Below are 13,021 nucleotides of genomic sequence, written 5' to 3'. Positions count from 1 at the left end.
CGGTAGCTGCCGGGCGGTCCGACCGGAGAGGAGCACGCCCTTCAACCGAACCGTTTCAATGGGGCCCCGCCTGCCTGCCTCTCTGATCGAGAAGCGGCCGTACGGCGGGGCTTTTCAAAAAAAAGTACTCTTCATCAAACGCGAAGAGTTCCCGTCAAATGTATCCAACTCCGATGATTATAGCACAGGAACGCCTTGGTTGCAATGAAACCGCGCGGGCCCGGACCCGCGGGGATCATCACTGAATATGAAGCTGTTGGAGGATCCGCTCGAGCGCCATGCCGCGTGAGCCTTTCAGCAGAATGAGCGGGGCATGCGGCAGCCGCTCGGAAAGAGTCCGGCTGATCGGCGACAGGTCCGCTTCGCTCCAGACGAGCCGGCCTTCCGCGAAGCGCCCTTCCAGTTTCCTGTAAAGGGTCTCCATGCGCGGGCCGAACAAGCAAACGCCGTCGAAATCGGACGGATCCAGTTCGCCGGCAAGCTCTTCATGGGACGACTGTTCCAGTGAACCGAGTTCGAGCATGTCGCCGAGGACGACCCATTTTTCTTTGCGGATGGCGGAACTGCGGACGAAGTCGAGTGCCGCCCGGACGGACGCCGGGGCTGCGTTGTAGGCGTCATTGATGAACAGCGAGCCGGACGGGCCTTCCACCGTCTGCATGCGCATGCCGGTGAGCGAGACATTCCGCAGAGCCGTGCGGATTTGTTCCGTTGACAGCCCTGCCTCCAACGCGATCAAGATCGCGGCCAGCGCATTTTTCGCCTGGTGGGCGCCAAGGACGGGGATTTCGAATTCCCCGTTGACCAAGCCGGATGTCCGGAACCGGCTGCCCGATTCGGAGGCCTCGACCGCTTCGAGTTGCAGTGCGCATTGCGGACTCCTGCCGAACGGGACGGCGGTGCCTGCCGGCAGCTTTTGTGCATGCGGTGTGAGAAGCGGCTCATCCCCGTCAAAGAACAGCTTGCCGCCCGGCTGCAGACCGTCCGTGATTTCGGACTTTGCCTTGGCGATTCCTTCCCGCGAGCCGAGATCCTGCAGGTGCGCTTCGCCGATGTTCGTGATGACGGCGTACGATGGACGGGCGAGCTCCGACAGGAAAGAGATTTCCCCGAAGCCGCTCATGCCCATCTCGAGCACCGCGAACTGCGTGTCTTCCTCAAGCGACAGGATCGTCAGCGGCAGGCCGAGTTCGTTGTTGAAGTTCCCCTCCGTTTTGCGAACGTTGAAATACGGGGACAGGACGCCCGCGACCAGGTCTTTCGTCGACGTTTTGCCGTTTGAGCCCGTGATGCCGATGAACACGGCGTCCAGTTCCTGCCGGTAGCTGCGGGCCATCTTCTGAAGCGCGAGTTCAGGATCGTTCACAAACAAAACCGGGCGGTCTTCCGGCGCGCCGGGCACGCCTTCCTGCCAAAGCATGGCCGCGGCTCCTTTTTCAAAAGCCTGGCCGGCGAACCGGTGGCCGTCCGCCTGCTCCCCCTTGAACGGGATGAACAGATCTCCCTCTTTTAGCGTGCGCGTGTCGATCGAAGCGCCGGTCACGTGGATGTTTTCCCAGCCGGGCCGGGATTCATTGCCGAGCCAGCCGGCGATTTGTTGAAGTGTCCGTTTCATGAAAGTCTTCCCTCAATTTCTGTCTGTATTCAGCGCCTGTTTTTCTGCCCATCGTTCGAGCGCCAGGCGGATCAGTTCTTCGATGAGTTCCGGATAAGTCATGCCGGTGTGCTGCCAGAGGAGCGGGAACATGCTCGTCGGCGTGAAGCCCGGCATCGTGTTCACTTCATTGATGAGCACTTCATTGTCCTTTGTGAGGAAGAAGTCCGCCCGGATGAGACCCGAACAGTCAAGTACCTTGAACGCGGCTTTCGCCATCCGCTCCATTTCTTTCACAATCGGTTCCGGCACTTCCGCCGGGATGGTGAGCACGGTGTTGCCGTCCTGGTATTTGGATTCATAGTCGTAGAATTCGGAAGCGGAACTGATTTCGCCGGCGACGGAGCAGGCCGGGTCCGCGTTGCCCAGCAGACCGAGTTCGATCTCGCGGGCATCGGCACCCTGTTCGATGATCACTTTTCGGTCGTAACGCAGGGCGTTTCCGATGGCGCGGACGAGCGAAACCGGGTCCGTCGCCCTTGAAATCCCCACACTTGAACCGAGATTGGCGGGCTTGACGAACACCGGCCAGGTCAGGCGTGCCTGCGCCTTCGACAGGATCACCTCACGGTCGGTGTCCCACTCGTTCTGAGTGAAATGGATGAACGGCACTTGATTGAGCCCGATCGATCCGAACAGCTGTTTCATGACGACCTTGTCCATCCCCGCCGCCGAAGCGAGGACGCCGTTGCCGACGTACGGAAGATCCAGCACCTCCAACAGGCCCTGGACCGTCCCGTCTTCCCCGTTCGGTCCGTGCAGCAGCGGGATGACGACCGGCTGCCCCGGTGCCTCCTCGGCCAATGCCCCGATGCCTTCCGTCAGACTTGCCGGGGCGGATGTCCCTTTCTCGCCGATCAAGAGATCTGTGACCTGTGCGGCCGGCCCGGTGAGCAGCGGGCCCGGGCGCCATTCCCCGGACGGTGTGATGAACACCGGCGTCACATCGTATTTGGAGAAGTCAAGGGCGTGCGTGACAGCGCGTGCCGTCGAAAGCGAAACTTCATGCTCCGCCGATTTGCCCCCGTATAGTAGAAAGATCCGATTTTTCATGTGGAAACCTCCGTATCTTGGATACTTACAGTGTAGCATGAGCAGGCCGCACATGTGACGGGGCGGGCGCAATTTTTCGGTTGGAGGGCGGTCCGGGAAGCAAAGGGTTTCCGGATGAAGCGGGGAGCCGGATGATTGCACACCGGATGGCTCTCTGTCCGAGTCGAATGATTCCCTGTCCGAGTCGAACGATTCCTTGCCTGAGTCGAACGATTCTTCTCCTGAGTCGAACGATTCCCTGCCTGAGTCGAACGTTTCTGCCGTGAGAACTGCAGAGCGTGCCGGGTGGAAACATTTCTCTTGCATTCTCGTCCAATAGTTTACGATGGAATGCGCGCAATCCGGCTCCTGATGCGCTATAATGGAGCGTATTGACTTAATCTATTCCAAGAAATTTCAGGTGATATCACATGAAGCTGAACAATCGGCCGTCGGACCGGTTTGACTGGACGCTTGCGTTCATCTTATTGCTGTTTTTGATCATCAGTTCCGTCGCCATCGCCTCCGCCCAGACGACCGGGCAATATAGCCATACGAATTTCGTGCCGGCACAGATCCGCTGGTACGTGGTCGGGGCCGCCATCATTGCGGTCATGATGTACTTTGACCCGGAACAGTACAAAAAGGCCGCCTGGCTCATCTACGGTGCCGGCGTACTCTCGCTCTTCGTGCTGTTCATCCTGCCTGACAGCATGGCGCTCGTCGAACGGCGGAACAATGCGAAAAGCTGGTTCCACCTTCCGATTGGAGACATCCAGCCTGCGGAGTTCATGAAAACCTTCTACATCATCGGCGCGGCCCGCATGATCACCGTGCACAATGAAAACCATTTGATCCGGACCGTAAAAACTGACTTCCTGCTGTTGCTGAAACTCGCCGGCGTGATGGCCCTTCCGCTGTTTTTCATCTTCAAGCAGCCGGACCTCGGGACGTCGCTCGTGTTCCTCGCAATCACCGCCGCCCTGATTCTCGTGTCCGGCATCTCCTGGAAAATCGTCACGCCCCTGTTTGCCGGCGGTGCCGTCCTTGGCGGGCTCGTCATCTGGATGGCACTGTACATGCAGGAGTTTCTCGTCAAGACATTCGGGTTCCACCAGTATCAGTTCGCCCGGGTTTATTCCTGGCTGGATCCGTACACATACTCCACCGATGAAGGCCGCCACCTCATCACGTCCCTGAACGCCATCGGATCGGGACAGATCAGCGGCAAAGGATTCATGGGCCGGGAAGTCTATGTGCCGGAAGCCCATACCGACTTCATCTTCTCTGTCATCGCGGAGGACTGGGGCTTTATCGGTGCGAGCGTCGTCATCTCTCTTTACTTTGTCCTGATCTACCACCTGACGAAAATCACGCTCCAGCTGAAGGACCCGTTCAGCACTTATGTCCTGTCCGGGATTATCGCCATGATCACCTTCCACGTGTTCCAGAACATCGGAATGACGATCCAGGTGCTCCCGATCACCGGCATCCCCCTCCCGCTCATCAGCTACGGAGGCAGCTCGATCATGGGCAACATGCTCGCCCTCGGTATCGTGTTCAGCATGAAATTCCACCACCGCACCTACATGTTCAGCACAGAAACGGATGACTAAAGGAAAAGCGGAGCGGGCCGGAAGATGAAGTCAGCCGGCGCATGGCTGACAGACCCGCTGATGCGGGCCTCCGAGCCCCTGCCGCCCGCAGCTGGACACAGAAAAGCGGAGGGCGGCGTTTTGCCCTGACAGGCATAAGCCGATCCGAAGAGCGAAGCCTGTTTCGTGGCGCGGATCGGTTTATGACCCCGAGAAGCAGCCGCCCGCAGCCGGACACAGAAAAGCGGAGGACGGCTGACTGACCCGCTTGCCCAAATCCCACTTTCACCAAAAAGCTCCCGCCCCTCGATTACCGAGGAGCGGGAGCTTTTTGATCAGGTCGTGCGCGGGTGGGGAACATTTGCGGGCGGGGCGAGGGCTTTGAGCAGCTCCAGGCGAGACTTCGTGATCGTGACCGGGATTCCGAGAGCGGAAATCCGCTCCGCGATTGTTTTGACGTCTTTCTCTTTGGCCATCCGTTCCACCTCATCCTTCCTGTAGATTCCGACGCAACATCCGGGGCAAGGTTGCCTGTTGTTCCATGATGCCGAACCTTATATATATGCCCTTTTATCATACCACCGGAGTCGGGGATCAAATCTTTCAATTTTGTTACAAAGGTTAACCGACCGTAAAGTTTTTATTCACCGACTTATTGGATGAGTGGAATCATATCGCCTGCGAGTGAGCGCGTAGACATCGCGAGTGGGATCATACGGCCATCGAGTGAGCGCATTCGAGTGCCGAGTGGAATCGCAGCTTTCCGCACCTCTGTTTTTCTCCGCTTTCATTTCAAAAGCCGGTTTTCTGACTAATCAGAAGGAATCCGCGAGACGGGCGGGAGCACCGTTAATCGAAGGCCCCGCAGAGCGCAGCTCGAGAAGGCTGCTAATGTTGCTCAACGCCATCATTTTTAATCGCAGACGCTGAATTTCGCGTTGGCGTCGGCAACGCCCGCGGTAAGCGGGCGGATTTCTTCGTCTGAGGGAGTGGACCCAATGCTGTGGACAAAACCGGCTTTCCATTGTGTCTCTCCCATCCGCAGAGTAGAATGGGGTCATCTGAATTGTTTTGGAAAGCAGGTCATCCCGAATGAAAAAAGCCATCATCCTTCTCATGTCTGTTCAGTTCCTCGTTTACCTGGGCTTCGGCATCATCATTCCGGTTCTTCCGGAAGTGGTCGTGGCGCAGGGGTTTGACGAGATGCACGTCGGCGGCCTCCTGACCGTCTATGCGCTTGCCTCGTTCTTCACCGCGCCGCTTTGGGGGGCCTACTCCGACCGCACCGGCAGAAAAAAGCTGATCATGATCGGGCTGGCCGGGTTCAGCCTCAGCTTCTTCCTTTTTGCGCTGTTCACCCACTCGCTTCCGATGATGTATTTGTCTCGGATCATCGGCGGCCTGTTCTCCGGCGCCCTCTACACGGCCGTCACCGGTTTCGTCGCTGACCTGACCGATGAGGAAAACCGCAACAAGTACATGGGCTTCCTCGGCATGTCGATCGGACTCGGCTTCATCTTCGGTCCGGCGATCGGCGGCATCCTGGGAGACTACAGCCTGTCGCTTCCGTTCACCGCCTCCGGCACGCTCGTCCTGCTGTTGCTCGTCTATGCGGCGTTCGTCCTGAAAGAGCCGGAACGGCATGCCGAAGCCAACAAGCGGGCCATCATCCCGGAAGGCGCCTCCAAGCTCTGGGGATACCGGATCCGCTACTTGTTCCTGCTGTCGTTCATGGTGACGTTCCTCCTCGCGGGGGTGGAGGCGACCTTCCAGCTGTTCAACATCCACAAAATCGAGATCACGCCAAAGCAGATCGGCTATCTGTTCATGTTCAGCGGATTCGTCGACGCGGCGATCCAGGGCGGGGTCGTCCGGCGGATCAAGAACGGCATGGAGACGAAGGTCATCACCATCGCCCAGGTCATCACCGCCGCCGGCCTGGTTCTCATGTTGTTCACCGGAAGCCTGTTCTGGGCCGGCCTGTCGCTTTGTGTGTTTACCGCCGGCAATGCCCTGGTCCGGACCATCCTGGTGTCGCTCACGACGAAGGAATCCGGCGGCCGGTACGGCACCGCGGCGGGCATGAGTTACTCGATGGACAACATTGGCCGGATCGCCGGGCCGCTCTTGTTCACCTGGCTGTTCACCCGGCTGCCGGACGGTGTCTATGGTATATCCGCGGCGCTCGCCGTATTGTCTCTCGTTCTGCTTCTGCTTTACCGCCGGTCGGACCAATCGCTCCGGCATGCGCAGCCCTCCCGCTGAAACCGAATCGCAAAAACCCCTGCAGGCCGCTTCCTGCAGGGGTTTTTTCATTCAAAGGATCCGTAAGCGTCCGCGGCCGGACTTTTTCGCCTGGTACATCGCCTGGTCGGCGAGCCGGAGCAGGGCTTCGGGAGTTGAGCGTCCGGGTGCTGCCAGTGCGATGCCGAGGCTGGTCGAGACGCGGATCGGCTGGCTGGCGACCGGCAACGGAAAGTCAAGTGTATCCAGGATTTTTCGTCCGACGGCTTCCGCTTCCTGTTCGTCCCGGCATTCCATGATCAGGACGACAAATTCATCTCCTCCGTGGCGGGCAACAAAGCCGTGGTCGACCGCGCCCGCCACCCGTGCGCCGAACGCCCGGATCACTTCATCGCCCGCTTCATGCCCCCGGGTGTCGTTGATTTGCTTGAATCCGTCGATGTCCATCAAAATGACGGCGAACGGTTCGCCCGTCTTTATGTAGCGATCCAATCTTTGATGGAGACGTTCATAAAACAGCCGCCGATTCGGCAATCCGGTGAGCGGATCATGGTAGGCATAGTTTTGAAGCCGCTCTTCCGCTTCTTTCTGGCGCGTGATATCCCGCACGACGAGCACCATGTGGAGGAAACCGCCGTCCGAACCGAACACCGCGGATCCGGTGAGTTCCGACCAGATCCAGCCTTTCTCAGCGTGGGCGAGCCGCAGACGGAGCGTGAATGTGCCTTCACCGCCGACCGCCCGGTTGAATGCGCGGCGGAGCCGCCGTTCGTCTTCGGGGAAAACGTGCGCCCGGCCGTTGGACCTTGCCAGTTCCTCCGGATCGTAGCCGAACACCTTTCGGCTGGCGGGAGACACATACAGGAAGTCCCATGCTTCATCGACGACGAGGATGACGTCCCGGACATGCTCTGCAATGATCCGGAACCGCCTCTCGCTCTCCATGAACTGCCCGACCAGCTTGTCCAGCTCCCGCATGTCCTTCAGGTGGGCATAGCAGCCGACCCGTTTTCCGGCGCTGACCACCGGCGTGAAGTTGAGCAGGCAACCGACCGGACCATCGCCGGCGCGAACATCCAGGCGGATATCCGTCCGGCCGGATGCATCGGCGTTCAAGAGCGCGTCCGCGGCTCGCGGCCGGTCTCCCCCGGTCACCAGATCGGTGAAAAAGTTGCCGGCAAGTGCGTCTGACCGTGTGCTGAAAAGAAGTTCCGCCGCCCGGTTTGCCGAGAGGATCCTTCCCCCTTCATCCAGTTCGAACACCGCATCGCTGTTGTTTTCAAACAATGCACGGTAACGCGACCCGCCCAGTTCCAGCCGTCCGCTCATGAGTTCGGCCGACTGACGGGCAAGGAATTTCTCTGTGACGTCACGGACCGCAGCGACGACATGTGTGCATTTCCCGTCCTCAAAAAGCGGTGTGAGGCTGGCTTCGGAATGCCGTTTCCCGCCCAGTTCCGCCAAATAGCAGTCCTCATAGACAACCGGTTCACCCGCCACGGCCACCCGCCTGTAGACAGTCTCAAGCACACGGCCCCGTTCATCGCCGATTGTTTCTGCGATGGATCTCCCGATGATATCCGATTGGACGCCAAGCGCCTGCCGTGCCGCCCGATTGATGAATTCATAAATGACTGATCCGTTTTCCCTGATGGCCATGACGAATATCATATCCGAAAGACCGTCCATCAGCACACGCTCTTGAAGGCTACCCGTTGATTCCCCCATGACGCGCCCCCTATCCGTCTATACAATTCTTCCTTTTCACCAGTATAGCGGAAGCCTAATTATTGGGCGAGCTTCCACGGCTCCATGCATAAAAATGGACAGGAACCCGCGCGGGATTCCTGTCCGTTTCAGGTTATTGGGCGACCGGCGCTGCAGCTCCGGTCTGCGGGGCAGTTCGTTCCGGATGGGCTCTTCGGATGACCGACGGACGTGCCAGCCAGAGGACGGCCCCGATGAGCGCAATCGTGGAGGAGAGGAGGATCCATTCCGCCGGGAAAAGGTCGTACAGGAAGCCGTATAAGACGGTGCCGAGCGGCATCAGTGCCATCGCCATCGTTTCCAGGACGGCGAACACCCGACCTTTGAAGTCATCATCAACCTGCTTTTGCATCATGACCATGATCGGCGTGTTCACGATACCCGATGAAAGGCCGGAGACGAGCATGAGCGCGCCGAAGAAGATCACCATGGCAACATAAGGGAGGCCGATGAACAGCGGCAAGGCGACGCCGCCCATCGTGAAGGCCATCACGATGATTCCCCGCTTGGCGACGACAAGCGGGCGTTTCACTTCTTTCCTGACGCTCAGCCAGATGCTCATGATGAGCATGCCGACCGCGAGCGCCCCTTCGGTCAAACCGAAATGCTCGGGGGCGATCTTCAGCTTCTCGATCAGGATGAATGAATACCCGACCTGAAAAGCACCGAACAGGAAGTTGACGATCAATGCGATCCAGATGACCGCCATGATGACCGGCTGTGTCTTCAAGTAGGCCAGGCCCGACCTCATGCTCCGGAGCAACGGTTCCTTGGCGGCCTCTTCTTCTTGGCCCCCCGCTTCCGCCTTCCGGTTGAACAGCCGGAAGTTCATCGTTGACTCAAGCAGAAGCGCGATGAGCGAGGCCGCCATATAGAGGAGAAGGAACAGGTTCATCGGCACGGTTCCGTAGAGGAGGCCTCCCGCTGCGGGCGCACCGATCGCCGCAATCGACATGGACATCTGGTTGAGCGACATCGCCTTCTGGATCCGTTCTTCGTCGACAAGAGAAGTCACCGCGGAAGAGAAGGTCACGCCAGAGAATGTCGACGCAAGTGAAAGAACGACGGTCGTGGCATAGATGGCCGGAAGCGACAGGCCGGCGAGAAGGCTGACGCCGAGCAGCCCGCCGAGCGCGGCGACCGTCAATACTTGCGCACCGATGACGATCGGCTTGCGGGGCCAGCGGTCGGCGGCGTAGCCGGCAAACGGAGCGGCAAGTGTCCTCGGCAGAATGCTGCAGATCAGGTTCATTGCAAAACTGGCCGCCGACCCGGTGAGCTGGAGAATATAGAAACTGATGGCAAATGTATAAACTTGAGCTCCGAATGACGAAATGAGCTTGCTGGCCGTGAATGTCCACAGGTGCCAGGTCGCCCGGCGCAGTTTTACCGCCTGATCCAATTTAGCCACACTCCTTGTTTAATTTACTTGAACAAATCATACCATCCGGCGAACCCAATCACAAGAGAAAGTTAAATTTAATTAAACTCTTTGGCCAAAAAAATAAGTTTACAGCCAGCGCCGGGGTTTGAGCGATTCAGCGTCCCGCCGATTGTCCTGGGGGAACTCCGCCGGTTCTCTGGCGGGGAAATCAGTTTTTGTCCGGCCGGGCAAGTTTTCCTTCTGAGTCTCGGGAGCCAGCTTTCTGGCTGCAAGCGCCCATAGGTTGAACGTGGCCCGGAACAACTTTTGTGCATCCATCATGTTTTCACACTCCTTGTTTAATTTGATTAAACAAATCATAACACGGTATCACTTCACACGCAAGCTAAAGTTTAATATAATTAAACAGAAGGAGTGAGTGATTTGCCGACACTGGGTGAACGGATCCGCTCGATCCGAAAAGAACGGAAACTGACATTGGACAACATTGCGGGTGAGCGGATGTCAAAAGGCATGCTGTCCCTGATCGAAAACAACAAAGCCAAGCCCTCAATGGAGAGCCTTTCCTACATAGCGGAACGACTCGGTGTCTCCCCTTCCGAACTGCTGGAGGAAGTGAGTGCCCATGAACTCCGGGAAGTACTGGAGAAGGCGGAAGAGTTGGCGAAGGTGAAAGTATACGACCAGAAAAAAGCCGAATCGCAGCAGCGGATTGTGGACCTCCTCTCCCCTTATGCAGAGCGTCTCGGAGACAGCTATGAGTCGGCGCGGATTCTGCAGCTTTATGCGTATGCGCTCCACTTTCTCGAGTTGGAGGGCTGGGAGGGGGCACTGGAGCGGGCGGCGGCCATTTATGACAGCCTGAACATTACCGCGCGCCGTGCCGATATCGGCATGTTCAGGGCGCAGATGCTGTACACCCGCCACCGATACGCGGATTCGCTCGCCGTCCTGCTGAGCGAGCGGCGGGCGCTCGAGTCACGGGGGACATTCATCGAGCCGATGACGAAGCTCGATTTTGATTACCTGGAAGCCGCGCTCCACTATGCCGTCGGCCAGGATGAGGAAGCACTCCGGGTCATGGACGCGGCGCTCGTTTTTTCACGGGAGAAGGGACTGTACTACCGGATGAGCGACTGGTACCGGCTGGCCGCCATCCATGCCCTCATGACCGGCAACCGGGAAAACTATGCCCACTACCGGCTCAAACTGGAACAATACAGCACTTTTGCCGAAGACGAGGAGACCGGGGGCTTTTTGAAGTTCCTGGATATCCACGAACTGACATCCTATGACCATCAGTATGCAGAGGCGCTGGAGCTGGTTCGGGAAGTGGAACAGAAAGTGACGGAGGAAGGCGGCGATCCCGAGAACCTTCTCCACTCTCCGTATTTGAAGATGGAGGCCGGAAAGGCGCTGTCCGGCCTCGGCAGGCACGAGGAAGCGATCGGACAGCTGCGTCAGGTTCAGGTGCCAAGAGAGTTCATCCATCACCCGATCGACTTGTCGATCTTTTTTGAAGGAGAGGCTTTTCTGGCCGAGTCGCTTGAAGCCAGCGGAAAAAGCGAAGAAGCGGAGGAAGTCATCCGCCGGGCGCATGAACAGATCTCTCCGCTCATCGAGACGCCGTACAAAAAGCGGATCCGGCAAGTGTACGACCGGATGACCGGAGGAAACTGAAAAAGACTGCCCGTGCAAGTCCGTTGGATAACGGCTTGTTGGGCAGTCTTTTTGTCGAGCGAGACGCAATGAGTCGCGAGTGAGACGCTTTGACCCGCGAGTGTGTCGCTTTTCCGCGCGAGTGAGACGCAATTGGGTGCGAATGGGTCGCTCCCGCCTGAAAAGGTTTTACGCGTCGATCGGCTGGCTGTCGGCCGACTCGTTGAAGACGTGCCGGTCGAGTTCGCCGCTGACGCTCGCGGCGGTGACGCTTGCGGTCATCGAGCCGCTGACGTTGAGCGCCGTCCGCCCCATATCGATGAGCGGTTCGACGGAGATGAGCACGCCGGCAAGTGCGACCGGCAGGTTCATCGCCGACAGGACGAGGATGGCGGCGAATGTCGCCCCGCCTCCGACGCCCGCGACGCCGAATGAGCTGAGTGCCGTGATGAGGATCAGCGTTGCGATGAAACCGGGCTCAAGCGGATTGATGCCGACGGACGGGGCGATCATGACGGCGAGCATCGCCGGGTACACGCCGGCACAGCCGTTCTGTCCGATCGACAACCCGAATGAACCCGCAAAGTTCGCGGTGGCATCGGGCACGCCGAGACGGTCCGTCTGGGTTTTGATGTTGAGCGGCAGAGCGCCCGCGCTGGAGCGGGAAGAAAAAGCGAACAGCAGGGTCTCCGCTGTTTTCTTCACATAGGTGACCGGGTTGAGGCCATTCATCGCGATGATCGCCAGGTGAATCAGGAACATGACGATCAAGGCGGCATAGGACGCCAGGACAAACTTCCCGAGATTCAGAATCGCCCCGAAATCGGACGTGGCGACCGTGCGGGCCATGATCGCGAGGATCCCGTATGGCGTCAGGCGGAGGATCAGTTTCACCACACGCATGATCAGGGCATAGATTGCATCAATCCCCTTTTTCACAACCGCTGCGGTTTCCGGCTCTTTTCGGGCAATGCCCATGTAGGCCACGCCGAGGAATGCGGCAAAGATGACAACACCGATCGTCGAGGTCGGCCGCGCACCCGTCAGGTCGAGAAACGGATTGGACGGAATCAGTTCGGTGATCTGCTGCGGCAGCGTGCGGTCCGCCACGTCGGCCGACTGCTGTTCAAGCGACAGGCCGCGTTCGGATTCCGCGGAGCCTTGGACGATGTCGGATGCATCGAGGCCAAACCCCGCCGCCGACAAGATGCCGATGGTCGCGGCAATCGCGGTGGTGGCGATCAACATGCCGAGGACGAGCGCCGCCGTCTTGCCGAAATTCTTTCCTGCCGTCACTTTCGTGAACGCGGCAAGGATGGAAATGAAGACGAGTGGCATGACGATCATCTGAAGGAACCGGATGTAGCCGGATCCGATGATATTAAACCATTCCACAGAGCGGCCGAGAGTTTCGGACTCCGCCCCGTAGATGAGATGCAGGGCGATGCCAAACGCGATGCCGAGCCCCAGGCCCGTGAACACGCGCTTGGAAAAAGAAACATGCCGGCGGTCCATGAAAAACAGGACGCCGACGAGAGCGGCCAGGACGGCCACATTGAGGAGGACCCACCATATATTCATGTTCATTCTCCCATCGTTGGATTCATTGCCGTCCGTGCAGACACAACACCTCTTGACGGCATAACGAAATTTTAATGTTATATAACCTATAAGTCAAGTAGGTTT

General features: G+C 58.4%; 10 protein-coding genes. 3 read left to right on the top strand and 7 right to left on the bottom strand.

The features are described 5' to 3' along the window. Positions 1–238 precede the first annotated feature (238 nt). Positions 239–1,615 (bottom strand): UDP-N-acetylmuramoyl-tripeptide--D-alanyl-D-alanine ligase, encoded by a 1,377-nt coding sequence (locus ACFFIY_RS05695; protein ID WP_354197718.1) that lies wholly within the window; start codon positions 1,613–1,615, stop codon positions 239–241. A gap of 12 nt (positions 1,616–1,627) precedes the next feature. Continuing rightward, a complete protein-coding gene (locus ACFFIY_RS05690; RefSeq protein WP_354197720.1) occupies positions 1,628–2,707 on the bottom strand; it encodes a D-alanine--D-alanine ligase in 1,080 nt (359 codons plus the stop codon). 410 nt (positions 2,708–3,117) lie between these two features. Between ACFFIY_RS05690 and ACFFIY_RS05685 the strand changes: the two genes are divergently transcribed. After that, on the top strand, positions 3,118–4,302 hold the full coding sequence (locus ACFFIY_RS05685) for an FtsW/RodA/SpoVE family cell cycle protein (RefSeq protein ID WP_354197722.1): 1,185 nt from the start codon (positions 3,118–3,120) through the stop codon (positions 4,300–4,302). Between the two features lie 314 nt (positions 4,303–4,616). On the opposite strand, the gene ACFFIY_RS05680 is transcribed toward ACFFIY_RS05685, so the two are convergent. Then, on the bottom strand, positions 4,617–4,757 hold the full coding sequence (locus tag ACFFIY_RS05680; RefSeq protein ID WP_200805808.1) for an Lmo0850 family protein: 141 nt from the start codon (positions 4,755–4,757) through the stop codon (positions 4,617–4,619). Positions 4,758–5,373: 616 nt separating this feature from the next. On the opposite strand from ACFFIY_RS05680, the gene ACFFIY_RS05675 reads away from it, so the two are divergent. After that, entirely contained in the window at positions 5,374–6,546 is a 1,173-nt protein-coding gene (locus ACFFIY_RS05675; protein ID WP_354197725.1) for an MFS transporter, read from the top strand. A 51-nt stretch (positions 6,547–6,597) separates the two neighbouring features. On the opposite strand, the gene ACFFIY_RS05670 is transcribed toward ACFFIY_RS05675, so the two are convergent. The 3 genes from ACFFIY_RS05670 to ACFFIY_RS05660 form a co-directional block, all read right to left on the bottom strand. Continuing rightward, positions 6,598–8,253, bottom strand: coding sequence for a sensor domain-containing protein (locus ACFFIY_RS05670; RefSeq protein ID WP_354197727.1), 1,656 nt, complete (start codon positions 8,251–8,253; stop codon positions 6,598–6,600). 133 nt (positions 8,254–8,386) lie between these two features. Continuing rightward, positions 8,387–9,703 carry an MFS transporter gene (locus tag ACFFIY_RS05665; RefSeq protein ID WP_354197729.1) on the bottom strand — a complete coding sequence of 439 codons (1,317 nt, stop codon included), beginning with the start codon at positions 9,701–9,703 and terminating at the stop codon, positions 8,387–8,389. 99 nt (positions 9,704–9,802) lie between these two features. Then, positions 9,803–9,997: a hypothetical protein gene (locus ACFFIY_RS05660; RefSeq protein ID WP_354197731.1), complete on the bottom strand. Its 195-nt coding sequence runs from the start codon at positions 9,995–9,997 to the stop codon at positions 9,803–9,805. A 102-nt stretch (positions 9,998–10,099) separates the two neighbouring features. On the opposite strand from ACFFIY_RS05660, the gene ACFFIY_RS05655 reads away from it, so the two are divergent. Beyond that, complete coding sequence (locus ACFFIY_RS05655) at positions 10,100–11,356, top strand: helix-turn-helix domain-containing protein (RefSeq protein ID WP_354197733.1); 1,257 nt, start codon at positions 10,100–10,102, stop codon at positions 11,354–11,356. A gap of 168 nt (positions 11,357–11,524) precedes the next feature. On the opposite strand, the gene ACFFIY_RS05650 is transcribed toward ACFFIY_RS05655, so the two are convergent. Continuing rightward, positions 11,525–12,916 carry an L-cystine transporter gene (locus ACFFIY_RS05650; RefSeq protein ID WP_354197735.1) on the bottom strand — a complete coding sequence of 464 codons (1,392 nt, stop codon included), beginning with the start codon at positions 12,914–12,916 and terminating at the stop codon, positions 11,525–11,527. Between the last annotated feature and the right edge of the window lie 105 nt (positions 12,917–13,021).

Origin of the sequence: Bhargavaea ullalensis (genome assembly GCF_042432615.1) — a bacterium.
In the GTDB taxonomy this organism is placed as follows: domain Bacteria; phylum Bacillota; class Bacilli; order Bacillales_A; family Planococcaceae; genus Bhargavaea; species Bhargavaea ullalensis.
The sequence above is the reverse complement of the archived record's forward strand: the minus strand, read 5'-3'. Positions and strand labels throughout refer to the sequence as shown.

Bases quoted from the DNA above. Each gene is read 5' to 3' on its own strand.
- ACFFIY_RS05690 (WP_354197720.1), bottom strand. From the start codon at position 2,707: ATGAAAAATCGGATCTTTCTACTATACGGGGGCAAATCGGCGGAGCAT.
- ACFFIY_RS05680 (WP_200805808.1), bottom strand. From the start codon at position 4,757: ATGGCCAAAGAGAAAGACGTCAAAACAATCGCGGAGCGGATTTCCGCT.
- ACFFIY_RS05675 (WP_354197725.1), top strand. From the start codon at position 5,374: ATGAAAAAAGCCATCATCCTTCTCATGTCTGTTCAGTTCCTCGTTTAC.
- ACFFIY_RS05660 (WP_354197731.1), bottom strand. From the start codon at position 9,997: ATGATGGATGCACAAAAGTTGTTCCGGGCCACGTTCAACCTATGGGCG.
- ACFFIY_RS05670 (WP_354197727.1), bottom strand. From the start codon at position 8,253: ATGGGGGAATCAACGGGTAGCCTTCAAGAGCGTGTGCTGATGGACGGT.
- ACFFIY_RS05650 (WP_354197735.1), bottom strand. From the start codon at position 12,916: ATGAATATATGGTGGGTCCTCCTCAATGTGGCCGTCCTGGCCGCTCTC.
- ACFFIY_RS05685 (WP_354197722.1), top strand. From the start codon at position 3,118: ATGAAGCTGAACAATCGGCCGTCGGACCGGTTTGACTGGACGCTTGCG.
- ACFFIY_RS05695 (WP_354197718.1), bottom strand. From the start codon at position 1,615: ATGAAACGGACACTTCAACAAATCGCCGGCTGGCTCGGCAATGAATCC.